20 protein-coding genes are annotated in these 23,387 nt (G+C 73.5%); 16 read left to right on the top strand and 4 right to left on the bottom strand.

Translation table 11 applies throughout. From position 1 onward, the window contains the following. The first annotated feature begins 48 nt into the window (after positions 1-48). The 4 genes from ACRYR2_RS17355 (at position 49) to ACRYR2_RS17370 (ending at position 4,851) form a co-directional block, all read left to right on the top strand. Positions 49-864 (top strand): hypothetical protein, encoded by an 816-nt coding sequence (locus ACRYR2_RS17355; RefSeq protein ID WP_432564148.1) that lies wholly within the window; start codon positions 49-51, stop codon positions 862-864. After that, the gene (gene moeB, locus ACRYR2_RS17360; RefSeq protein WP_432564149.1) at positions 861-1,946 is read left to right on the top strand and encodes a molybdopterin-synthase adenylyltransferase MoeB; all 1,086 of its coding nucleotides are present in this window, start codon (positions 861-863) and stop codon (positions 1,944-1,946) included. Before ACRYR2_RS17355 ends, moeB begins: the two co-directional genes overlap by 4 nt. 297 nt (positions 1,947-2,243) lie before the next feature. After that, on the top strand, positions 2,244-4,103 hold the full coding sequence (gene ilvD, locus ACRYR2_RS17365; protein WP_432564150.1) for a dihydroxy-acid dehydratase: 1,860 nt from the start codon (positions 2,244-2,246) through the stop codon (positions 4,101-4,103). A gap of 37 nt (positions 4,104-4,140) precedes the next feature. Continuing rightward, positions 4,141-4,851, top strand: a complete 711-nt coding sequence (locus tag ACRYR2_RS17370; protein ID WP_432564151.1) for a hypothetical protein — start codon at positions 4,141-4,143, stop codon at positions 4,849-4,851. On the opposite strand, the gene ACRYR2_RS17375 is transcribed toward ACRYR2_RS17370, so the two are convergent. Beyond that, positions 4,813-5,601, bottom strand: a complete 789-nt coding sequence (locus tag ACRYR2_RS17375; protein WP_432564152.1) for an ABC transporter permease — start codon at positions 5,599-5,601, stop codon at positions 4,813-4,815. The genes ACRYR2_RS17370 and ACRYR2_RS17375 overlap by 39 nt on opposite strands. Next, entirely contained in the window at positions 5,598-6,536 is a 939-nt protein-coding gene (locus ACRYR2_RS17380; protein WP_432564153.1) for an ATP-binding cassette domain-containing protein, read from the bottom strand. Before ACRYR2_RS17380 ends, ACRYR2_RS17375 begins: the two co-directional genes overlap by 4 nt. 64 nt (positions 6,537-6,600) lie before the next feature. Between ACRYR2_RS17380 and ACRYR2_RS17385 the strand changes: the two genes are divergently transcribed. From ACRYR2_RS17385 to ACRYR2_RS17410, 6 genes are all read left to right on the top strand, one after another. Further along, on the top strand, positions 6,601-7,368 hold the full coding sequence (locus ACRYR2_RS17385) for a TetR/AcrR family transcriptional regulator (RefSeq protein ID WP_432564154.1): 768 nt from the start codon (positions 6,601-6,603) through the stop codon (positions 7,366-7,368). Positions 7,369-7,507: 139 nt separating this feature from the next. Next, on the top strand, positions 7,508-8,584 hold the full coding sequence (locus ACRYR2_RS17390; protein ID WP_432564155.1) for a FecCD family ABC transporter permease: 1,077 nt from the start codon (positions 7,508-7,510) through the stop codon (positions 8,582-8,584). Positions 8,585-8,596: 12 nt separating this feature from the next. Next, entirely contained in the window at positions 8,597-9,562 is a 966-nt protein-coding gene (locus ACRYR2_RS17395) for an ABC transporter substrate-binding protein (protein ID WP_432564156.1), read from the top strand. After that, complete coding sequence (locus ACRYR2_RS17400) at positions 9,559-10,359, top strand: ABC transporter ATP-binding protein (RefSeq protein WP_432564157.1); 801 nt, start codon at positions 9,559-9,561, stop codon at positions 10,357-10,359. The genes ACRYR2_RS17395 and ACRYR2_RS17400 overlap by 4 nt, the downstream gene beginning before the upstream one ends. After that, entirely contained in the window at positions 10,338-11,033 is a 696-nt protein-coding gene (locus tag ACRYR2_RS17405) for a class I SAM-dependent methyltransferase (RefSeq protein WP_432564158.1), read from the top strand. Before ACRYR2_RS17400 ends, ACRYR2_RS17405 begins: the two co-directional genes overlap by 22 nt. Positions 11,034-11,142: 109 nt before the next feature. Continuing rightward, positions 11,143-11,709, top strand: coding sequence for a dihydrofolate reductase family protein (locus tag ACRYR2_RS17410; protein ID WP_432564159.1), 567 nt, complete (start codon positions 11,143-11,145; stop codon positions 11,707-11,709). Between the two features lie 92 nt (positions 11,710-11,801). On the opposite strand, the gene ACRYR2_RS17415 is transcribed toward ACRYR2_RS17410, so the two are convergent. Both ACRYR2_RS17415 and ACRYR2_RS17420 read right to left on the bottom strand, forming a co-directional pair. Then, complete coding sequence (locus tag ACRYR2_RS17415; protein WP_432564160.1) at positions 11,802-14,417, bottom strand: EAL domain-containing protein; 2,616 nt, start codon at positions 14,415-14,417, stop codon at positions 11,802-11,804. Positions 14,418-14,651: 234 nt separating this feature from the next. Beyond that, the gene (locus ACRYR2_RS17420; protein ID WP_432564161.1) at positions 14,652-15,686 is read right to left on the bottom strand and encodes a LacI family DNA-binding transcriptional regulator; all 1,035 of its coding nucleotides are present in this window, start codon (positions 15,684-15,686) and stop codon (positions 14,652-14,654) included. A 146-nt stretch (positions 15,687-15,832) separates the two neighbouring features. Between ACRYR2_RS17420 and ACRYR2_RS17425 the strand changes: the two genes are divergently transcribed. The 6 genes from ACRYR2_RS17425 to ACRYR2_RS17450 are packed head-to-tail and all read left to right on the top strand — an operon-like array spanning position 15,833 to position 23,377. After that, positions 15,833-17,368 carry an ABC transporter substrate-binding protein gene (locus tag ACRYR2_RS17425; protein WP_432564162.1) on the top strand — a complete coding sequence of 512 codons (1,536 nt, stop codon included), beginning with the start codon at positions 15,833-15,835 and terminating at the stop codon, positions 17,366-17,368. Then, entirely contained in the window at positions 17,368-18,306 is a 939-nt protein-coding gene (locus ACRYR2_RS17430; protein ID WP_432564163.1) for an ABC transporter permease, read from the top strand. Before ACRYR2_RS17425 ends, ACRYR2_RS17430 begins: the two co-directional genes overlap by 1 nt. Beyond that, positions 18,306-20,045 (top strand): dipeptide/oligopeptide/nickel ABC transporter permease/ATP-binding protein, encoded by a 1,740-nt coding sequence (locus ACRYR2_RS17435; RefSeq protein ID WP_432564164.1) that lies wholly within the window; start codon positions 18,306-18,308, stop codon positions 20,043-20,045. Before ACRYR2_RS17430 ends, ACRYR2_RS17435 begins: the two co-directional genes overlap by 1 nt. Next, complete coding sequence (locus tag ACRYR2_RS17440) at positions 20,042-20,923, top strand: ATP-binding cassette domain-containing protein (protein WP_432564165.1); 882 nt, start codon at positions 20,042-20,044, stop codon at positions 20,921-20,923. Before ACRYR2_RS17435 ends, ACRYR2_RS17440 begins: the two co-directional genes overlap by 4 nt. Positions 20,924-20,933: 10 nt before the next feature. Next, positions 20,934-22,442, top strand: a complete 1,509-nt coding sequence (locus tag ACRYR2_RS17445; protein WP_432564166.1) for a glycoside hydrolase family 43 protein — start codon at positions 20,934-20,936, stop codon at positions 22,440-22,442. A 23-nt stretch (positions 22,443-22,465) separates the two neighbouring features. Next, positions 22,466-23,377, top strand: coding sequence for a nucleoside hydrolase (locus ACRYR2_RS17450; RefSeq protein ID WP_432564172.1), 912 nt, complete (start codon positions 22,466-22,468; stop codon positions 23,375-23,377). Positions 23,378-23,387 lie beyond the last annotated feature (10 nt).

Here is a 23,387-nt window from a genome sequence, read left to right on the forward strand (position 1 = left end):
GATCCGGAACCCGGTCCGCTGTCGGCGGCCCCCTCTACGGTGACCCACGTGAAGATCGACCGGCTCTGGATCGACGTCGGACTGGCCGTCCTGGCCGCCCTGGTGGCGGCCGGGATCGCGTTCGAGCGGGCGGGTCTGTGGCACCCCGGAACCGGTGTGGTCGTCGCGCTCATCGTCCTGACCGCGGTCCTGGCCATCGCCACGACGCTGGTGCAGGCCGTCGCCACCGTCCGTGGCCGGCGCACGGCCGCGACCCGCGAGCTGTACGACGACCTGCTGTCCGGGGCCCTGTGGGCCGTCGTCGACGCCACCGCCCTGGACCCGCGCGACCTGGCCCTGGCCGCCTACCGCCTGGACCGCCCCGCGTTCCGGGCAGAGCGGCTGGCCCGCGTCCACCGGGTCCGCGCCCGTCGCCGGCCGGTCGCCTCGGCGGTGCGCTGGGCGCCGGGCAAGGGCGTCGTCGGGGAGTGCGTGAGCACCGGGGCCGTCGTCGCCCGCGACGTCACCGCCCTCGACGCCGCCGGCGAACGGCAGGGGCTGACGCCCGAGGAGTTCCGGGCGGTGCGCGGCAAGTACGCCGTCGTCGTGGCCGTCCCCCTCGTCGACGACACCGGGCGGACCTCCGCCGTGACCGGCTGCCTGGCCCTCGACGGGCCCACCGGGTCGCTGGACACCCTCACCGCCCCCGACGTCCTCGGTGTCCTGGAGGCGACGTCGCGTGCCCTGCAACGGCTCACGGGCGGCACCCCCGTCGCCTCGGGCCGGTCCGCGGCCGGCGGCGCGCAGCGGTTGCGGGCGGCGCTGGAACGGCAGGACAGCCCGCCGGACCGGATCGCGGCCGTGGGGGAGAGGCTGGAGGCGTGAAGCCACTGGTCGCCCCCGGCCCCGAACTCACCCCGGCCCAGCGCGAGCGGTACTCGCGTCACCTGCTGCTGCCCGAGATCGGCGAACTCGGCCAGCGCCGGCTGCTGGCCGCCCGGGTGCTCGTCGTCGGCGCCGGCGGTCTGGGGTCCCCGGCCCTGCTGTACCTGGCCGCCGCCGGGATCGGCACCATCGGTGTGGTCGACGACGACGTCGTGGAGGAGTCGAACCTGCAACGGCAGGTCCTGCACGGCACCGCCGACGTCGGCCGGGCCAAGGTCGACAGCGCCGCCGACGCGCTCGCCCGCCTCGACCCGGCGATCACCGTCGTGCGCCACCACGAGCGCCTGTCCCGCGACAACGCCGAACAGCTGGTGGCCGGCTACGACCTCGTCCTCGACGGGTCGGACACCTTCGAGACGCGCTACCTCGTGAACGACGCGTGCGTGGCCGCGGGCAGACCCTGGGTGTGGGGGGCGGTGCTGCGCTTCGACGGCCACGTCAGCGTCTTCGACCCCGCCGGACCCACCTACCGCGACCTGTTCCCGACGCCCCCGCCGCCGGGCAGCGTGCCCAGCTGCGGCGAGGCCGGCGTCCTGGGCGGGGTGTGCGCGGCCGTCGCGTCCGTCGCGGTCACCGAGGCCGTCAAGCTCCTCACCGGCGCGGGCAAGCCCCTGCTGGGCCGGGTCCTCGTGCACGACGCCCTCGCCATGACCTGGCGCGAACTGCCGCTGCGCCCCGACCCCCGGCGCGCCGTGGCGCAGCTGCCGACGGTCACCGCGGCCGAACTGCTCGCCCACCCCGGCCGGCCGCTCGTCGTCGACGTCCGCGAACCGGACGAGCACGCCGGCGCGGCGATCCCCGGCTCGCTGCTCATCCCGCTGGCCCAGGTCCTCGCCGACCCGTCACGGCTGCCCGCCGGGCCGGTCGTGCTGCACTGCGCACGGGGCGGCCGGTCCGCGCAGGCCCTGCAGGCCGTCCTGGGGACGGGCCGCACCGACGTCGTCCACCTCGAGGGGGGCCTGCTCGCCTGGACCCGCGCGGGAGGGCCGGTGGTCGCCGCCGGCGACGGGCCGCCCGGCTGACCGGCCGCGCGAGGCCGGACGCGGGGCGACCCACGACCCGCGCGCCGGACGGCCCCGACGGCCGGGCCGGGTCCTGGGCGGGTCTATCCTTGACCCACTCCCGGGCGAACTCCGTGACGGACCCGGGGGGACAGGCGAGTTCCACCGCAACTCCGGTGGTCGCTGACGGGACGTCGTCACCGCCCGCGTACCTGCGGGTGGGGATGCGCGTCCGCTCGCGCGGGACGGTGTCCGCGGGCCCATCGGCCGCGGGGTGTCCCGTGCGAGACCTACACCCGCCGTTGATCTGGAGTTCCCGTGCCCGCGCTGCGTTCCCGTACCTCGACCCACGGCCGGAACATGGCCGGTGCCCGTGCGTTGTGGCGCGCCACCGGCATGACCGACAACGACTTCGGCAAGCCGATCGTCGCGATCGCCAACTCCTACACCCAGTTCGTCCCCGGTCACGTGCACCTGAAGGACATGGGCGACCTGGTGGCCGGCGCGATCGCCGAGGCCGGGGGCGTGTCCAAGGAGTTCAACACCATCGCCGTCGACGACGGCATCGCGATGGGTCACTCCGGGATGCTCTACTCGCTGCCCAGCCGCGAGCTCATCGCCGACTCCGTCGAGTACATGGTCAACGCGCACCAGGCCGACGCCCTGGTCTGCATCTCCAACTGCGACAAGATCACCCCGGGCATGCTGATGGCCGCGCTGCGGCTGAACATCCCCGTCGTCTTCGTCTCCGGCGGGCCGATGGAGGCCGGCAAGGCCGTCGTCGCCGACGGTGTCGCCTACGCCCCGATGGACCTGGTGACGGCCATCTCCGCCTCGGCCTCCCAGGAGGTCACCGACGAGGGCCTGGCCGCCGTCGAGCGCTCGGCGTGCCCGACGTGCGGTTCGTGCTCGGGCATGTTCACCGCGAACTCGATGAACTGCCTGACCGAGGCGCTGGGGCTCTCGCTGCCGGGCAACGGGTCCACGCTGGCCACCCACGCCGCCCGCCGTGACCTGTTCCTGCGCGCCGGCTCGCTCGTCGTGGAGCTGGCCAAGCAGTACTACGACGGCGACGACGAGTCGGTGCTGCCGCGCAGCATCGCCGGCAAGGCCGCCTTCTCCAACGCGATGGCCCTGGACGTGGCGATGGGCGGGTCCACCAACACCGTCCTGCACATCCTGGCCGCGGCGCAGGAGGCCGAGCTGGACTTCGGCCTGGAGGACATCGACGCCATCAGCCGCCGGGTGCCGTGCCTGTCGAAGGTCGCCCCGAACTCCGACTTCCACATGGAGGACGTGCACCGCGCCGGTGGCATCCCCGCCATCCTCGGTGAGCTGTGGCGCGCCGGGCTGCTCGAGGAGTCGGTGCGCACCATCCACTCCCCGGACCTGGCGTCCTGGCTGTCCGAGTGGGACGTGCGTGCGCAGTCGCCGAGCCGGACCGCCGTCGAGCTGTTCCACGCCGCTCCCGGCGGTGTCCGCACCACGCAGGCGTTCTCCACGCAGAACCGCTGGTCCTCGCTGGACACCGACGCCGAGAACGGTTGCGTGCGCGACCTCGCCCACGCCTACACCGCCGACGGCGGCCTGGCGGTCCTGGAGGGCAACCTCGCCACCGAGGGAGCCATCATCAAGACGGCCGGCATCGACCCGTCGCTGTTCAACTTCAAGGGCACCGCGATCGTGTTCGAGTCCCAGGAGGACGCGGTCACCGGCATCCTGTCCGGCGCCATCGAGCCCGGTCACGTCGTGGTCATCCGCTACGAGGGCCCCGCCGGGGGACCGGGCATGCAGGAGATGCTGCACCCCACCTCGTTCCTCAAGGGCCGCGGCCTGGGCAAGGTCTGCGCGCTGGTCACCGACGGCCGCTTCTCCGGCGGCTCCAGCGGGATCTCGGTCGGGCACGTCTCGCCCGAGGCGTGGGCCGGCGGGGTCATCGGCCTGGTCGAGGACGGCGACGAGATCGAGATCGACGTGGAGTCCCGCGGTCTGCGGCTGCTCGTCGACGACGAGGTCCTGGCCGAGCGGCGCGCCAAGATGGACTCCTCCGAGCGTCCGTGGGAGCCGAAGAACCGGGTGCGCCCGCTGACGGCGGCGTTGCGCGCCTACGCGGCGATGGCGACGTCGGCCTCGACCGGTGCGGTGCGCAAGGTCCCGGAGCGCCGCGGTCAGCTCTGAGCCCGGTCCCCGGTGGTCCTGCCGAGCGCCGTCGGCCGTGCAGGACTCCCGGGGTGACGTCGGCGGGGTGGAGCGGGACGTCCGCGAGCGGTTGCGCCACGTGCGCTGGCTGGGCGGCGGGTCGGGGGCGGCGAAGTCCACCGTCGCCCGCGAGCTGAACCACCGGTACGGGGTGAGCGTCTACGCCACCGACGACGTCATGGCCGAGCACGCCTCCCGCCTGTCCCCGCGGCAGGCGCCGCTGCTGCACCGGTTCGCCGCGATGACGATGGACGAGCGCTGGGTGACGCGCGCGCCGCGCGAGATGCTCGAGACGTTCCACTGGTTCGCCGGGGAGGGTTTCGCGCTCGTGGTCGAGGACCTGCTGGAATCCCCCTCCGACCGGGTCGTGGTGGCCGAGGGGTTCCGCTTGCTGCCGCACCTGGTGCGGCCGCTGCTGACCGGGCCGGGGCAGGCGCTGTGGTTGCTGCCGACCCCGCAGTTCCGGCACCGGGCGCTGCGAGCGCGTGGGGGAACGATGACGATCGCGGGCCGCACGAGCGATCCGGACCGGGCACTGGCGAACCTGCTCGAACGCGACGCCCTGTTCACCGAACGCCTCGCGGAGGACCTGGCCGGCGCGGCCGACGAGGCGGTGGTCGTGGACGGTTCCGCGAGCCTGCGGGAACTCACCGACCGCGTCGCCCGCCGGTTCGGGCTGAGCCGGGGGTCAACGACTCGTGCGGGAGCGGAACAGCGCCCCGGCTGAGACGGCCCCGGCGACCGCACCCGCCAGGCACCACGCCGCCGCCGTCCACGCCTGGTCACCGGCTCCCTGCCCGGCCAGCAGGCTGCGCAGGGTCTCGACCACCGGGGTGGTGGGCTGGTGCTCGGCGATCCCGTGCAGCCAGGTCGGCAGCGTCTCGACGGGCACGAACGCGCTGGAGACGTAGGGGGCGAAGAGCAGGACGAACGAGAAGGAACCCGCCGCCTCGACCCCGCGCACCAGCAACCCGAAGGCGGTGCCCAGCGAGGCGAGGGCGATGGTGCACGACGACACCAGCGCGACCAGCCCGAGCCAGTCGAGGACGCCCGCGGCGGGACGCAGTCCCAGGGCGACGGCGACCAGCAGCAGGAGCGCGGCGGCCAGCACGTTCTTGGCGACGGCGGCCACCACGTGCCCGGCCAGGGCGGCCGGTCCGAGCACGGGCAGGGAGCGGATCCGGTCCAGCGCACCGCGTTCGACGTCGACGTTGACCGAGACGGCCGTGGTGGCCGCACCGAACGCGACGCCCATCGCGAGGATCCCCGGGGTCACGTAGGTGAGGTAGCCGCCGTCGACGGCTCCCGCGGACACGGCGCCGCCGAAGACCACGCTGACGGCCACGAGGACGATGGAGGGCAGCGCGATCGAGGTGAGCAGGCCGTCGATGCTGCGGAACGTGTGCCGCAGGCTGCGCCGGCCCAGGACGGCCACGTCGAGGAGGGGGCCGGGGACGCGGGAGGCGGTGAGGTTCACGCGGCGGCCCCCCGGTGCTCGGCGGTGAGTTCGAGGAAGACGTCGTCGAGGGTGGCCCGGTGCAGTTCCACCCGGGCCGCGGCAGCGCCGGCGGCGGTCAGCCGGGTGAGCAGTTCGGCGACGGCGGCGGCCGAGCCGTCGGTGGGGACGTCGATCGCCAGGCGGGCCTCGTCCGCCCGGAAGCGGGTGCTCAGCGACCGCGTCGCGGAGCCGAGCGTGGCGGGGGAGTCGAACACCAGACGCACCACCTCGCCGGCGATGCGCGCCTTGAGCTCGTGCGCGGAACCCTGCGCGACGATCCGCCCGCCGGCCAGGACGCAGATCCGGTCGGCGAGGTGGTCGGCCTCCTCCAGGTACTGCGTCGTCAGCAGCACCGTGACCCCCGAGCCGGTGAGTTCACCGAGGTGGTCCCAGACCTCGCGGCGGGCCGCGGGGTCCAGCCCGGTCGTCGGTTCGTCGAGGAACAGCACCCGTGGGGGGACGACGACGCTGAGCGCGAGGTCGAGCTTGCGGGCCATGCCGCCGGAGTAGGTCGACACCCGCCGGTCCGCGGCCTCGGTCAGTCCGAACCGGTCGAGCAGTTCGGCGGCCCGCGTGCGGGCCGAGGCGGCCGACAGGTGCCGCAGCCGCCCCATCATCACGAGGTTCTCCCGGCCGGTGAGGACGTCGTCGACGGCGGTCTGCTGTCCGGTGAGGCTGATCACCCGGCGCACGGCGCGGGCGTGCGTGCGCACGTCCAGCCCGGCGACGCGGACGTCGCCCCCGTCCGGGCGCAGCAGCGTGCCGAGGATCCGCACGGTCGTGGTCTTCCCCGCGCCGTTCGGGCCGAGCAGCGCCAGGACCTCGCCCGGCCCGGCCTGCAGGTCCAGTCCGCCGAGGACGGGCCGGCCGCGGAACGCCTTGGTGAGCCCACCGGCCTCCAGTGTGTACGCCATACACCGAGTGTATGGCGTACACAGAACGGTCCGTCAAGGGTCGGGCCGTCCCTAGGATCGGGACATGGCCCCCGCTGTCCCCGACCAGCCGACGTCCCCCCTCGCCGCCGTGTGGGCCCGCTGGTCGGCCGGGGCCCTCGACGACGCGCCCGAGGCCAGGCCCGGCCGGCCGGGCCTGTCCCTGCGGCGCATCGTCGAGGCGGCGATCGAGCTCGCCGACGCCGAAGGACTCGACGGCCTGTCGATGGCGCGCGTGGCCAAGGCGCTGGGGTACACGCCGATGTCGCTGTACCGCCACGTGGGCAGCAAGGAGGAGCTGCTGCTGCACATGCAGGAGCAGGCCGTCGGGGAACCCCCGGCGCACCTGGCGCCGAGCGGGGACTGGCGCGCCGACCTGGAGCGCTGGTGCTGGGAGGCGACCCGCCGGATGCGCCTGCACCCGTGGTTCCTGCAGGCCGTCACCCAGCTCGGAGCACCCTCGACCCCGCGGCAGCTGGCCTGGTTCGACCTCGCGCTGGCCTGCCTGGAGCCGGCGCCGCTGAGCGAGGGCGAGAAGCTGTCCGCGTTGCTGCTGCTCAACGCGCACTCCTTCGGCGACCTGACCTTCGAGGCCGCCGACCACCCGAGCGAGGTCGCGCAGAACCCCTACCTGGACGAGGTGCCCGGGTTCGTCGACGCGCAGCGCTACCCCGCGCTGGCCCGGGCCTTCGCCGGCGGTGCGTTCACCCCCTCCGAGGATCCGGCCGCGGACCGCGACGAGATCTTCAGCTTCGGGTTGCAGCGCATCCTCGACGGGCTCGAGGTCTTCATCGCCCACCGGCGGCGTGCCTGAGGCTCACCCCGGCAGCGACCACGGCCGACCCCACGGGCGCCGTCCGCTCCTCGGGCAGGGTCGGGCGCGCAGGGGAGGCGGTGTTCCGCCGTGACCTTGTTGCGACTATCTTGCAACAAGCCGATCCCGAGGAGTTCCCATGTCGTTGGACGTGCGTGACCCGTTGGGGGTGCACGCCCGGACCCGGCGCAACGCCGCGGTGGTCGTGGCGCTGGCGGTGCTGACGGTGCTCAGCGCCCTGGCCGGAACGGCGTTCGGCGCCGTGACCGTGGCCCCCGGGGACGTGCTGGGGATCGTCGGCCACGCGCTGCTGGACCGGCCCGCCGGCGGGACGTGGCCACCGCAGCACGAGGCGATCGTCTGGGCGGTGCGCGTGCCGCGGGTCGTCCTGGGGCTGGCCGTCGGTGCGGGGCTGGCGGTGTGCGGGGCGGCGCTGCAGGCGATGGTCCGCAACGTGCTGGCCGACCCCTACGTCCTGGGCGTCAACTCCGGCGCCTCCTGCGGGGCCGCGGCCGCGATCCTGTTCGGCGTCGCGGCGGGGCTGGGGGAGCACGCCCTGTCCGGCAGCGCCTTCGTCGGGGCGCTGGCGGCCTCGGTGCTGGTGTTCACCGTGGCCCGTGCGGCGGGGGCGGTGACGTCGGTGCGGTTGCTGCTGGCCGGCGTCGCCGTCGGGTACGCGCTGTCGGCCGCGACGAGCTTCCTCATCTTCGCCTCCGGTTCGGCCGAGGGGGCGCGGTCGGTGATGTTCTGGCTGCTGGGCTCGCTGTCACTGGCGACGTGGGGTTCTGCGCTGGCCGTCGTCGTGGTGGTCGTCGCGGCGACCGTGCTCGTGCTGCTGTGGTGGTCCCCGGGGCTGGACGCGCTGGCGATCGGCGACGAGACGGCCCGGACCCTGGGGGTCTCGCCGGCGGGTTTCCGCACCCGGCTGCTGCTGGTGGTGTCGCTGGCCGTCGGCGTCCTGGTGGCCGCCGGCGGCAGCATCGGTTTCGTCGGGCTGGTCGTCCCGCACCTGGCGCGCCGGCTGGTCGGCGCGGCGCACCGGTGGGTCGTCCCCGTCAGCGCGCTGCTCGGGGCCTGCCTGCTGCTGTGGGCGGACCTGCTGGCGCGCACGGTGATGCAGCCGCAGGAGTTGCCCATCGGCATCGTCACCGCGCTGGTCGGGGCGCCGTTCCTGCTGCACCTGGTCCGCACCCAGTACTCCACCACCCGTTCCTGACAGGAGCCCCCGTTGCGCCAGCTGCTCCCCGCCGTCCTCGCCTCCGCGGTGCTGCTCACCGCCTGCGGTGGGAGCACGCAGTCCGCCCCCGGCCCCAGCGGCGACGGTGGCTACCCGCTGACGGTGGAGAACTGCGGTGCGCAGGTGACGTTCGACGCCGAGCCGGAACGGGTCGTCCTGCTCAAGAGCGCGTCGGTGCCGTTCCTGCACGACCTGGGGGTCCTGGACCGGGTGGTGGCCCGCGCGGGGTTGTACCCGCAGGCGTACTACGACCAGCAGACGCAGGCCGAGATCGACGCGATCCCGCTGCTGACGGACGAGACCGACACCAGCGGCCACCTGCAGATCTCCCGCGAGGTGGTCCTGGCCCAGCGCCCGGACCTGGTCATCGGCGAGGTCGACAACCTCGACCGGGCGACGCTGGAGGCGGCGGGCGTCCCGCTGCTGGAGGAGCCGGCGTTGTGCGACACCGGCGTGGCGGACGTGAGCTTCGACGACGTGTACGCGCAGATGGAGTTCTACGGCACGGTCTTCGACCGGCGCGAACAGGCCACGGCGGCCGCGGCGGACCTGCGCGAGCGGGTGGGGGAGCTCAGCGTGGCGGGCTCCGGGCGCACGGCCGCGGTGCTGTACCCGACCGTCGGTGGGGGTGTGACCTACGCCTACGGCACCGCGAGCATGGCGAACCCGCAGCTGCAGGCGGCCGGGTTCACCAACGTCTTCGCCGACGTCGACGAGCGGGTCTTCGAGGTGACGCGGGAGGAACTCATCGCCCGCGACCCCGACGTGCTCGTCCTGCTGCACGGCGACGGCGACCCGCAGGCCGTCACCCAGGCCGTCACCGGCCTGCCGGGGGCCGACCGGATTGCCGCCGTCCGCGACGGGAACGTGCTGCCGCTGCTGTTCAACTTCACCGAGCCGCCCACCCCGTTGGCCGTGGACGGCCTGCAGCGGATCGTGGACCGGTTCGGCTCGTGATCAGCGCCCGCGGGATCCGGTTCGGGTACGGGGACACCCCTGTCCTGCGCGGCGTGGACCTCACCGCCGCCGACGGGAAGGTGCTGGGGCTGCTCGGCCCGAACGGCAGCGGCAAGACGACGCTGCTGCGGACCCTGTACGGATCGCTGCGGCCCTCGGCCGGCACCGTCCACCTCGACGGGGTCGACGTGGCGACGCTGTCGACCCGGGAACTGGCCCGCCGCATCGCGGTCGTCGTCCAGGAGCACGGCGGGGACCTGCCGCTGACGGTGGCCGACATGGTGCTGCTGGGCCGCACCCCGCACCGCGGGACGTTCGGCGGGTCCACCGCGCAGGACCTGGAGGTGAGCGCCGATTCCCTGCGGCGGGTCGGGGCACTCGGCCTGGCGAACCGGGGTTTCTCCGGGCTGTCCGGCGGGGAGAAGCAGCGCGTCCTGGTCGCCCGGGCGCTGGCCCAGTCCTCCGGGCACCTGCTGCTGGACGAACCCACCAACCACCTCGACATCCGCTACCAGCACGAGGTCCTCGACCTGGTCCGCGGACTCGGGACCACCGTCGTGGTGGTGCTGCACGACCTCAACCTGGCCGCGGCCTACTGCGACGAGGTGGTGCTGCTGCGCGAGGGGGCCGTTCACGCGGCCGGAACCCCGGGCGAGGTCCTGGTCCCGGAGAACCTCGAACCCGTGTACGAGGTCGACGTCCGGCGTCTCGACACCGGCGACGACATCCACCTCGCCTTCCGCCCCCGACGCACCCGACGCCCTGGAGGAGACCGGTGGACGTCCAGGAACGCATGAACTCCTACTGGACGCGGCGGGCCCCGTCCTACGACGACCACCAACGGCGCTCCGGCCGGGCCGCCCTGGACCGGCAGGTCTGGCAGGAGATCTGGACCGGGGTGCTGCCGGGGGCGCGGGACGTGCTCGACGTCGGCACCGGCAGCGGGTACGTCGCCCACCTGCTGGCCGGCCTGGGCCACCGCGTCACCGGGATCGACCTGGCCGGCGGCATGCTCGAACGCGCCCGCGAGCACGGCGGGACCGCGGTCTTCCGCGCCGGCGACGCCGTGGACCCGCCGTTCCCCGCGGCGAGTTTCGACGCCGTGGTCAACCGGTACGTGGTGTGGACGTTGCGGGACCCGGTGGCGGCGGTGCGCAACTGGCGGAAGGTGCTGCGGCCCGGCGGGATCCTCGCCGTCGTCGACGGCGCCTGGTTCCCCGACGGACTGCACGCGGGGGCGACGGAGGAGTTCCGGCACTGGTACGACGAGTCCGTGCGCGCCGAACTGCCGCTGGCGGAGGGTTCGGCGGGTGAGGCGTTGTCGGACCTGCTGCGCACCGTGGGGTTCACCGACGTGAGGACCCGGCCGCTCACCGCGCTGCTCGACCTGGACCACGAGCACGGGGTGGCCCCCGGTCACCAGCCGACCCTGCAGTTCCTGACGACGGCGCGCCGCGGGGACCACCCGTAGGTCGCCGGCCAGGCGCGGACGGTCCGCCGGTCCGGTGACCGGCTCCGTCCAGGTCCTTGCCGCGGCCGCCGCGAGCCTGCACGCTGGAGCCCCCCGGACGGAGGAACCCATGGGCAAGCTGATCTACGCGGCCAACACCTCGCTCGACGGCTACCTCGAGGACGAGAACGGTTCCTTCGACTGGTCCGTGCCCGACGAGGAGGTGCACGCCTTCTGGAACGAGCACGAGCGGGGCATCGGCACCTCGCTGTACGGCCGGCGCATGTACGAGACGATGAGCGTGTGGGAGAGCGACGACTGGTTGACCGGCGAACCGGCCGTCGTCCGCGAGTACGCGCAGATCTGGCGTGAGGCCGACAAGGTCGTCTACTCCTCGACGCTCGCGGAGGTGTCGACGGCGCGGACGAGGATCGAGCCCACGTTCGATCCCGAGGCGGTGCGACGGCTCAAGGAGACGTCCACCGCGGACCTGAGCATCGGCGGCGCCACCCTCGGGGCCGAGGCGTTCCGCCACGGGCTGGTCGACGAGTGCGTCCTGCTCCTGTGCCCCGTGGTCGTGGGCGGCGGCAAACCGGCACTGCCCCGCGGCGTCCGGGTCGACCTGGAACTGCTGGAGCAGCGACGGTTCGACAACGGGGTGGTCCACGTGCGCCACGCGGTGCGGAACGCGACCTGACCACCCGGTCCCACCGGCCCGCAGCGCCTCGCGGCGGAAACCGCGTGTCCGGCGTCGGGCGCGGGTGGTCTCCTCCCGTGTCGCCGAGCCCGCTACGACGAGGCCGTGCCGCGGGTGACCGGCTCCTGGAGGACCCCGCCGGCGGGGACCGGCCGCTGCCGGTGCGGGATGACCAGGTCACCCGCGGGCACCGGTCGGGCGAACAGGAACCCCTGGCCGCTGTCGCACGAGGCGTCGACCAGGTCGGCCCACTGGGCGTCCAGTTCCACGCCCTCGGCGACGACCCCCAGGTCGAAGCTGTGGGCGGCGCTGATGACCAGGCGCACCAGGTCGGCGTGCCCGGCGCCGGGGGTGGAGACGAAGCTGCGGTCGATCTTCAGCACGTCGACCGGCAGCTTCGGCAACTGCCCGATCGAGGTGTACCCGGTGCCGAAGTCGTCGATGGCGATCCGCACGCCGAGCTCGCGCAGGGCGTGCAGCTGGTCCAGGGCCGTCGGTTCGTCCACCAGCACGGTCTCGGTGATCTCCAGGGTCAGCCGGCCCGCGGCGACCCCCGCCGCGGCCAGGGCGGCGGCGACGTCGTCGAGCAGGTGCCGGGTGGCCAGGTGCCGGCCCGAGATGTTCACGGCGACGTCGAGACCGGCCAGTTCGCCGTCCTCGGCGTCCCAGCGCACCAGCTGCCCCAGTGCTTCGGCCAGCGCCCAGCGGCCGAGGTCGCAGATGAGGTCGGAACGTTCGGCGGCGGGGATGAAGGCGTCCGGAGCGACCAGGCCGTGCCCGGGACGGTTCCAGCGGACGAGGGCTTCGACGCTGCCGGTCCGCCCGGTGACCAGGTCCAGGACGGGCTGGTAGTGCAGGACGAGTTCACCGGCGACCAGGGCGTGGCGCAGCGCGTCCTCGGTGGCGGCCTGGACGGCCAGCTCGCGCCGCAGGTCGTCGTCGAAGACCTCCACGACGCCGCGGCCGGCGGCCTTGGCGCGGTAGGCGGCGGCGTCGGCGTCCTGCAGCAGGCGTTCGGGCGTGGTGTCGGGCCCGCTGACGGCGACGCCGATGCTGGCGCCGACGCGGGCGGTGCGGTCGCCGATCTGGACGGGTTCGGACACGGCGGCGATGAGCCGGTGCCCGAGGTCGACGAGCTGGTGGTGGTCCTCGGCGGGTTCGACGAGGACGACGAACTCGTCGCCGCCGAGGCGGCAGACCGCGTCGCCGCCGCGCACGGTGGCTTCCATGCGCGCGCTGACGACGCGCAGGAGTTCGTCGCCGGCGGCGTGGCCGAGGGTGTCGTTGACGGTCTTGAAGTGGTCCAGGTCGACGAACAGCAGGCCGACGGGCTGGCCGTTGCGGCGCGAGCGGTGCATGGCGCGTTCGATGAGGACGGTCGCCTGGGCGCGGTTGGGCAGTTCGGTGAGGGCGTCGTGGGAGGCCTGGTGGGCCAGGCTGACCTGCAGCCGCTCGCGCTCGTGGATGGCGCTGATCATCTGGGTGATCGAGGAGTGCACGACCGCGCCGAGGGAACCGCCCAGGGGTTCCTTGACGAGTTCGGCGTCGAGGTCCCCGTCGGCCACGGCCTGGGCCTGCGCCTGGACCCGGCGCAGGCTGGCGACGGTCGCGGACAGGCCGCGGGCGACGGTGCGCACCTCGCGCGGGCCGCCCTCGGCGACGTCGATGAGTTCGCCGTCGCGCACGGCTTCGGCCTGCCGGGCGAGGCGGCGCAGGGGGGAGGCGATGAACCTGTGGACGGCGACCATCACGGTGGCGGTGACCAGCAGCAGTGCGGCGCAGGCGGTGAGCAGGTGGCGCAGGTCGGCGGCGGCGCGGTCGGCCGGTCGTGCGGTGGTCTGGACGGCGCGTTCGCCGATGGCCTCGACGGCGTGGCGCAGGGCGGCGTCGCGGGCGGTGTTGGTGGTGGTCAGGCCGAGGAACTGCGGCAGCGACAGTGCCGTGCCCGACAGTGCCGCGGCGTCGACGCTGGCCTGCACCTGGGACGCGGCGTCCTGGCTCGTCGCCTCGTTCCAGGTGGCGAGGGCGGCAGCGCTGCCGCGGGCGCCCAGGTCGGCGTCGGCCGCCTGGTGCCCGGCCCAGGCCTGCAGGAAGGCCGCTCGGGCGGCTGGCTGCTGGTCGGTGGGGACGCTGAGGGAGCCGAGGTAGAGGGGCACCTCGAGGCTGGCCCAGGAGGAGGCCTCCTGGGCACGGGCCAGGTCGTTGACGGCGCGGGCGCCGGGGCCGTCGAGGGTCTGGTCGCGGGCGGCGTCGAGGTGCGCGCTGACGTGGGTGGTGAGGTCGTCGACGACGGCGCGGTACTGCGCGAAGACCGTGGCGGCGTCGCCTCCGGCGGCGGCGGAGGCGCGCAGGGCGTCGACGCGGTCGGCGGCCCGGCGGGCTTCGTCCTCGGCGGAGGTTCCGGCGGTGGCGGCGACGGCGTCGTCGGTGGCCTCCTGCACGCTGGTGAGCTGTGCGTCGATCGCCGGTCCGGCCAGGGCGGAGATGCCGGACAGGTCCAGTCCGATCCCGGCGGCGGTGTCGGGGTCGCTCAGGACGGATCCGCCGAGGACGGGGACGACCTCCTGGGCCACGCTGCCGCGGACGGCGTCCAGGGCGACGGCGGCGCGGACCTGCGCGGCGGCGGCGTCGGCGGCCGTCACGGCCGCGTGCCGGTCGGCGACGGCCAGCCCCATGACGGTCACCATCCCGGCGACGGGCACCAGCACCAGCGCGAGCAGGCTGCGCTGAAGGGACGGTGAACGGCGGCGACCCGGGGGACGCTGCGTGGAGGGCTGCACACCGGATGTTCGGGGCCCACCGGCGGTTGGTTGAGTGAACAACAAGATCATCACCCGAACGGGCGCGACGTCCACCGCCGGGGGTGCGGGCGAACTCCGGCGCGCTCCCCGCGGGAGGCGGGAGGCGGGTGGCAGGTGAGTCGGGGGTGGGTCGGAGGAGGGTCAGGTGCTGCCGCGCACCTTCACGCGAGCGAAGGGCTGGTCGGCGGGGTCGGGAACGGGTCCCTGGCCGAGCCCGGCCCGGACGAGGGCGCGGACGTGGACGGCGAGGGCGTCGGTGTCGAAGCCGACCGTGGTCAGCGGTGGGCGGGCCGAGCGTGCCGAGGGGATGTCGTCCATGCCGATGACCGCCAGGTCGCCGGGCACCTTCAGGCCGGCGTCCTCGGCCGCGGAGACGACGGCGAGCGCCGTCTCGTCGTTGTAGGCGCAGACGCCGGTGACGCCGGCGTCGGCCCAGCCACGCACGACGGCGGTCGACCCTTCCAGGTCGGTGCCGACGACGCCGCCGAGGGGTTCGGGCAGCCCGTGCCGTGCGCAGACGTCGCGCACGCCCTGTTCGCGCAGCCTTCCGAGGGTGGCCATCTGCACGGCCGGGTCGTCGTATCCGGCGAAGGCCAGGACGCTGTGGCCGGCGTGGACGAGGTGCTCGGCCTGCAGCTGGGCGGCGCGCCGGCCGGCGAAGTCGAGGACGGCGCGGACGGGCAGGGTTCCCGGGGGTGCGGGGACCGAGGCGCCGGCGGCGGTGGCGGTCAGGTGGACGACGCCGGTGGTGGCCGACCGCTCCAGGTCGTCGACGTCGGCTTCGGGCAGTTCGCCGATGACGACGACGCCCGCGGGGGACAGGGCCTGCCGGACCTCGGAGAGGTGCTGGTCCCCGGGGCCGTGCAGGTGCAGGACGAAGGTCAGGCCCTCGGCGGACAGCTTTCCGGTGAGGCTGTTGAGCAGGTAGCCCAGGACGGTGCCGATGGGGGTCATGCCCATGACGCCGAGGACGACGTCGCTGCCGCCCCGTCGCAGGGCGCGGGCCGCCGGTGAGGGGGAGTAGGCCAGCCGGCGGGCGGCGTCCAGGACCTTCTCGCGGGTCTGGTCGGGGATCTTCTGCCCGGGCGTGTCGTTGAGGACGTAGCTGACGGTGGCGCGCGAGACGCCCGCCTCGCGGGCGACGTCGGCGCTGGTGGCGCGGCGTCGTTGTCCCATCGTCGTCTCTCCTCGTGAGCTTGCTGTGGCGCCCACCGTATCCGCCGCCGTGCCCGGTCGGGAACGCGTCCGGCGATCCGGGTGACACGAGTCAGTGACTCGTGTCAGTATCGCTCCGCCAGCCCCCGAATCTCACTGGAGAGAACATGAAGCGGCGTACCTTCCTCGCGGCCACCGGTGCCACCGGCACCGTCGTCGGCCTGTCCGCCTGTGGCGGCGGTGACGACGGCGGAAGTGGTGGCAGCGGCAGCAGCACCCTGACCCTGGCGACCGTGGCCGCGCCCCTCCCGTGGGACCTGAAGGACGCGGGGCTGGGCAACAACGCGATCTACTACCAGCCGGTGTACGACTCGCTGCTGCGCATCGACGCCTCCGGTGAGGTGGCCGAGAACCTGGCCACGAACTGGGAGTACGACGACACCGCCACCGTCCTGACGCTGACCCTGCGGTCGGGGGTGACCTTCACCGACGGCGCCGCGTTCGACGCCGCGGCGGTCAAGGCGAACCTGGAGAACACCAGGACGGGGGCGAACGAGGCGGCGACGAACATCGCCTCGATCGCGAGCGTGGAGGCGGTGGACGCGACGACGGTGAGGATCACCCTGTCCGCCCCGGACCCGTCGCTGCTGGTCAACCTGGGCAACGTCTCGGGCATGATGGCCAGCCCGCAGGCGATCGGGACGCCGGGTCTGCAGACGGCCCCGGTCGGCAGCGGCCCGTACGTGCTGTCCAGCAGTGGCACGACCGCCGGGTCGCAGTACACGTTCACCCGCAACCCCGACTACTGGAACGCCGAGGCGTTCCCGTACGACACGGTGGTGTTCAAGTACCTGTCGGACCCCACCGCGCTGGTGAACGCGCTGCGCTCCGGTCAGGTCGACGGCGGCCAGATCACCGACCACAAGAACGCCGCCCCGTTGGAGGGTGCCGGTCTGACGGTGAAGGAGTACGTGACCGGTGACGTCGACGGCCTGTACATCTGGGACCGCGGCGGCACGATCAACCCGGCGCTGGCCGACGTCCGCGTGCGCAAGGCCCTCAACATGGCCTTCGACCGGGACGCCATCCTGGCCTCGGCCAAGGGCGGGCTCGGGTCGGTCACCGAGCAGGTCTTCAACCCGGACAGTTCCGCCTACGACGAAACCCTGGACGACACCTACGGCTACGACGTCGCCGGCGCGAAGGCGCTGCTGGCGGAGGCCGGGTACGCGGACGGTTTCGAGGTCGTCATGCCGGACTTCTCCTCGTTCTTCCCCGCTCCGCAGGCGGCCATCACCGAGGCGCTGCAGGCGATCGGGGTCACGCCGACGTACGAGACCGTTCCGGCGGACCAGCTGATCAACGAACTGCTGTCGGCGCGCTGGGTGATGAGCTACTTCACCCTGGCCTCGTTCCGGTCGTGGGACACGGTGCAGATCCAGGTGCGTCCGGACTCGCTGTGGAACCTGTTCAAGTACGAGGACCCGCAGGCCACGGCGCTGTACTCGCAGGCGCAGGCCACTCTCGACGAGGACGAGCAGGCGGCCCTGTTCCAGCAGCTGAACGCCTACCTCGTCGAGCAGGCGTGGAACGCCCCGTGGAGCGCGGTGAAGGCGTACTACGTGTCCTCGGAGAAGGTGTCGGTCACGATGCGCTCGTTCGCCCCGGCTCCCTGGCTCTACGACTTCACGCCGGCCAGCTGATGCTCGGGTTCCTCGCGCGCCGCGTGGGCGCCGCCGTCGTCCTGGTCTTCGTCATCTCCAGCCTCACGTTCGTGCTGCTGCACCTCACCGGGGGCAATCCCGCCCGCAACATCGTGGGGCAGACCGCGACGGCGGAGCAGGAGGCGGCCAAGGCCGCCGAACTCGGTCTCGACCAGCCGGTGCTCAGCCAGTACGCCACGTGGCTGGGTCACCTGGTGCGCGGGGACCTCGGCTCGTCCTGGTTCACCGGTCAGCCGGTGAGTTCCACGATAGGCAACGCCCTGCCGGTGACGATGTCCATCGTGCTCGCCGGGTTGCTGCTGTCCGCCGTCGTCTCGGTCCTGCTCGGGGTGGCGGCCGCCGTCCGCGGCGGCTGGCTGGACAGGCTGCTGCAGGTGGTCTCGGTGGTCGGTTTCGCCCTGCCCAGCTTCCTCGTGGCGCTGGTGCTGGCGCTGTTCGTGGCCGTGGAGTGGGGCCTGCTGCCCGCGACGGGGTACACGGCGCTGGCCGAGGACCCGTCGGCCTGGCTGGAGTCGATCGTCCTGCCCGCGGTCTCGCTGGCGATCGGGGCGATCGCGGCGACGGCCCAGCAGGTGCGCGGGTCGATGCTGGACGTCCTGCGCCGCGACTACGTCCGCACGCTGCGGGCCCGGGGACTGAAGACCTCCAGCATCCTCTACAAGCACGCCCTGCGGAACGCCGCCCCGCCCGCGCTGACGGTCCTGTCGTTGCAGTTCATCGGTCTCATCGGCGGGGCCGTGGTGGTGGAGAAGGTGTTCGGTCTGGCCGGCATCGGCTCGGCCGCGCTGTCCACGGCCTCCCAGGGCGACCAGCCCGTCGTCCTGGGCATCGTCCTGGTGACCGTCGTCCTCATCGCCGTCGTCAACGTCCTGGTGGACCTGGCGCACGGCTGGCTCAACCCCAAGGTGCGTGTGTGATGGCCCACCCGAACTCGATGCTGCGCAAGCTGGTCCGCAGTCCGCTCGCGGTGGCCTGCCTGGTCGTCGTCGGCCTGCTGGTGCTGGTGGCGGTGCTCGCCCCGTGGCTGACCGAGCAGGACCCGGCCCGCTCCTCGGTCGTCGACGCGCTGGCCCCGGCCGGTGGCGCCCACCCGCTGGGCACCGACGGTGTCGGGCGCGACGTGCTGGCCCGGCTGCTGCACGGCACCCGCACGAGCCTGGTCGGCACGCTCATCGCGACCGGCGTCGCACTGCTGATCGGGGTGCCGGCCGGTCTGGTCGCGGGGTACTTCCGCGGCTGGTTCGACGCGCTGAGCTCCTGGGTGGCGAACCTGCTCATGGCGGTGCCTGCGATCATCCTGCTGCTGGTCGTCCTGTCGGTGGTCGGCCAGTCGACCTACCTGGCGATGGCCGTGTTCGGCGTCCTCATGGCCCCCGGGGTGTACCGGCTCATCCGCGCCTCGGTCACGGCGGTGCGCGAGGAGTTGTACGTCGACGCCGCCCGCGTGTCCGGCCTGTCCGACGCCCGGATCGTCCGGCGGCACATCCTGCCGGTGGTGGCCGCGCCGTCCATCGTCCAGGCCGCGCAGATGCTGGGCGTCGGCATCATGATCCAGTCCGGGCTGGAGTTCCTCGGGCTCGGCTCGGCCGCCGAACCCAGCTACGGCTCGATGCTGTCGGACGCGTTCCAGAACATCTACGTGGCGCCGCTGCTGCTGGTCTGGCCCGGCGCCGCGCTGGCGATCGCCGTCACGGCCTTCGCCCTGCTGGGCAACGCGTTGCGCGACGCGCTGGAGAACGTCGAGAGCACGCGCCGCCGGGGTGGGGCCAAACCCGCCGTCGTCGTGGCGGACGACCGCGCCGCCTCGCTCCCGCTGCCGGAGCGGACCGACGCCGACCTGGTCGTGCTCGACCGGTTGCAGGTGTCGTACCCGCGCCCGGACGGCAGCACCTCGACCGTCGTCGACGGCGTCTCGCTCACGGTGCGCCGCGGGGAGGTCCTCGGGCTGGTGGGGGAGTCGGGGTCGGGCAAGAGCCAGACGGCGTTCAGCGTCCTGGGGCTGCTGCCGGCCTCGGCCTCGGTGCACGCCGAACGCGCCGAGTTCGACGGGGCGGACCTGCGGACGATGACCGCTGCCCAGCGCAACGCCCTGCGCGGTGGGCGCATCGGTTACATCCCGCAGGAACCGATGAGCAACCTCGATCCCTCCTTCACCGTCGGGTCCCAGCTCGTCGAGCCGATCCGCCAGCACCAGGGCCTGTCGAAGGCCGCGGCGAAGGAGAAGGCCCTGGGCCTGCTGGCCCGCGTCGGCATCGCCGACCCCGCCCGGGTCTTCGCCTCCTACCCCCACGAGGTCTCCGGCGGCATGGCCCAGCGCGTCCTCATCGCCGGAGCGGTGTCCTGCGAACCGGACCTGCTCATCGCCGACGAGCCCACCACCGCGCTGGACGTCACCGTCCAGGCCGAGGTGCTCGAACTGATCCGCGACCTGCAGCAGGAACGGAACATGGGTGTCCTGCTGGTGACGCACAACTTCGGCGTCGTCGCCGACGTCTGCGACCGCGTCGCGGTCATGCAGACCGGCCGCATCGTCGAACAGGCCGACGTGCGTGAGCTGTTCGCGAACCCGCGGCACGAGTACACCCGGATGCTGCTGGACTCCACGCTGGAGGACACCGAACCCCGGCCCGCACTCACGGAGAGGGTTCCGTCGTGAGCCTGCTCGAGATCCAGGACGTCGTCGTCGAGTACCCCGCCAAGGGGTTCGGCAGGAAGCCCTTCCGTGCGCTGCACGGGGTGTCCCTCGACATCGCCGCCGGGGAGACCGTCGGCCTGGTGGGGGAGTCGGGGTCGGGCAAGACCACCCTCGGCCGCGCGGTGCTGGGCCTGGCGCCCGTCACCGGTGGCGAGGTGCGCTTCGACGGCAGGGTCATCTCGGACCTCGGCAAGTCCGCCCGGCGGGCACTGTCGGACGACGTCCAGGTCGTCTTCCAGGACCCGTACACCTCGCTGAACCCGGCGCTGACGGTCGAGGACATCCTCACCGAGCCCCTCCTGGTCGCCGGCACCTCGCGGACCGCGGCGGGCAAGCGCGTGCGGGACCTGCTCGACGAGGTCCGCCTGCCCGCCGACGCCGGCGGCCGCCTGCCGCGGGAGTTCTCCGGCGGGCAACGCCAGCGCATCGCCATCGCCCGGGCGCTCTCGCGCGATCCGCGGCTCATCGTCTGCGACGAACCCGTCAGCGCCCTGGACCTGTCCAACCAGGCCCGGGTCCTGGACCTGTTCATCGAGATCCAGGAACGCACCGGCGTGGCCTACCTGTTCGTCACCCACGACCTGTCCGTGGTGCGCCACATCAGCCACCGCGTCGCCGTCATGAAGTCCGGCCGGATCGTGGAGACCGGTCCGGCCGGTGCCGTGACGTCCACTCCGGAGCACCCCTACACCCAGCGGCTGCTGCTGGCCGCGCCCGTGGCCGACCCCGTGCGCCAGGCCCAGCGCCGCGCCGACCGGCACCGGCTCCTCGCCGCACAGGCCGAGGTGGACGCGCAGGCCGGCGCGGGCGCCGGGGCTTCCACCGCCGCTCCGAACTGAGGGAACCCCCGTGACCCGACCCTGGACGAACCCCGTCCTGCCCGGCTTCCACCCCGACCCCAGCATCTGCGAGGTGGACGGCACCTACTACCTGGCCTGCTCCAGCTTCGAGCACCTGCCGGGCATCCCGCTGTTCACCAGCACCGACCTGGCGACGTGGGAACCGATCGGGCACGTCGTGACCCGGCCCGAGCAGCTCGACCTGCACGACGTCCCGACCGCAGGCGGCGCGTGGGCCCCGACGATCCGCTTCCACGACGGGGTGTTCCACGTCGTGGTCACCGACGCCATGGGCCGTGGGAACCTGCTGTTCACCACGACCGACCCCGCCGGGAAGTGGTCGGACGGAACCCCGCTGACGGGGGTCGACGGGATCGACCCGGACCTGGCCTGGGATGCGGACGGGACCTGCTACCTCACCTACTCGGGTCTGCGGCTCACCGCGAGCGACGGCCCGCGTCACCTCGGCATCCAGCAGGTCCGCATCGACCTGCAGACCGGCACCGCCCTGGAGGAACCCCGCTCGCTGTGGTCGGGCACCGGTGGCATCTTCCCCGAAGCGCCGCACCTGTACGAGATCGACCGCACCTGGTACCTCCTGGTCGCCGAGGGTGGCACCGAACGCGGGCACGCCATCTCCATCGCCCGCGCTCCGCACCCGACCGGCCCGTTCGAGGGCTGCCCGGCCAACCCGCTGGTGACCGCCCGCGGTACCGACCGGCCCGTGCAGAACACCGGGCACGGCGACCTGTTCCGCACCCCGTCGGGGCAGTGGGCCGTGGTGTGCCTGGGCGTGCGCCCGCGCGGCATGGTCCGCTCGTGGTCGGCGATGGGCCGCGAGACGTTCATGACGTCGGCCCGCTTCGGCGACGACGGCTGGCTGCGCATCGACCCCGTCGAACTCGACGTTCCCGGACCCGCCGTCACCCTCGACGACGACTTCGACGAACCCGCCCTCGCCCTGCCCTGGCTCACGGTCCGGCGCCCGGCCGAGGAGTTCGCCTCGCTCACCGAACGGCCGGGCTGGCTGCTGCTGACCGCCGACGGAGCCACCATGGACGACCAGCGGCCCGTCTTCGTCGGCCGCCGCCAGCAGCACGAGGTCATCGACGTCGGCGCCGTCGTCGACGCCTCCCGGGGAACCGGGGGGCTGAGCCTGCGCATCGACGAGGACAACCACATCGACGTCGAGACCGACGGTGCGGTCGTCCGCGCGCGCGGCGTCATCGCCCGCCTGACCCAGACCTGGCAGGCCCCTGCTCCTGAGGGGCCGGTGACACTGCGGCTGTGGACGACCCGGCCGCCGGGGGAGTTCAGCCTCCTGGCCGTCACGAGCGACCTGGTCCACCTCGGTTTCGACGGGCCCGACGGCCTGGTCGAACTCGCCGCGGTCGACGGGCGCACGCTGTCGGCCGAGGGCGCCGGTTCCTTCACCGGCCGCACGTTCGGTGCCTTCGCCAGCGCCGGGACCGTCGCGGTCGACCGCATCACCTACGTCGGGCAGGACGGTCCGCGATGAGCTGGTCGACGCAACCACCGAGGATGCGGGTGGTGTCCGACAACGACTACGCCGGCGACCCCGACGGTCTGCTGCAACTGGCCCACCACGCGCTGTCGCCCTCGGTGGACCTCGTGACCGTGGTGTCCTCCCACCTGCGGCCCGGCGACCCGTTCGACGACTCCGGAGCCTCGGCCGCCCACGGCGCGCAGGCGGCCCGCCGGGTCCTCGACCTCGCCGGCCGCCCGGACGTGCCGGTGGTCGCCGGCACCGAGCAGCAGCTCGCCGACCGCCGCACGCCGATCCGCTCGGCCGGGGCGGAGGCGATCGTCGCCGAGGCGGTGCGCGAGGACGTCGACACGCCGCTGTTCGTGGTGCTCGGTGCCGGCCTCACCGAGCTCGCCAGCGCCTGGCTGATCGAGCCCGGCATCTCCCGACGGCTCACCGCCGTCTGGATCGGCGGGCCCGAGCACCCCGGAGTTCCGGCCCCGCCGGGTACCGACGAGCCGTCGGAGTACAACCTGCGCATCGACGTCACCGCCGCGCAGGTCGTGTTCAACGACTCCGACATCCCGCTGTGGCAGGTCCCGCGCGACTCCTACCGGCAACTGCTGGCGAGCATGACCGAACTGCAGCAGCGGATCGGCACGCGCGGCGAACTCGGCGCGCACCTGTTCGCCGAACTCGACCGCATCGCGGACGTGTGCGGGCAGTTCGGGTTGTCGACCGGTGAGACGTACGTCCTGGGCGACACCCCCCTGGTGCTCCTCACCGCGCTGCAGAGCTCCTTCGAGGCCGACCCGGCCAGCAGCTCCTACCGGACGCTGCCGTGCCCCGAGCTCGACGACCGCGGCGAGTACGTGCCGGGACCGGGTGGCCGTCCGATCCGGGTCTACGACCGGCTCGACACCCGGTTGGCGCTGGAGGACCTGTACGCCAAGCTCGCCCGGTTCTGACGCACCCGCA

The sequence above is a fragment of the Kineococcus deserti genome (genome assembly GCF_050871945.1).
GTDB lineage: Bacteria > Actinomycetota > Actinomycetes > Actinomycetales > Kineococcaceae > Kineococcus.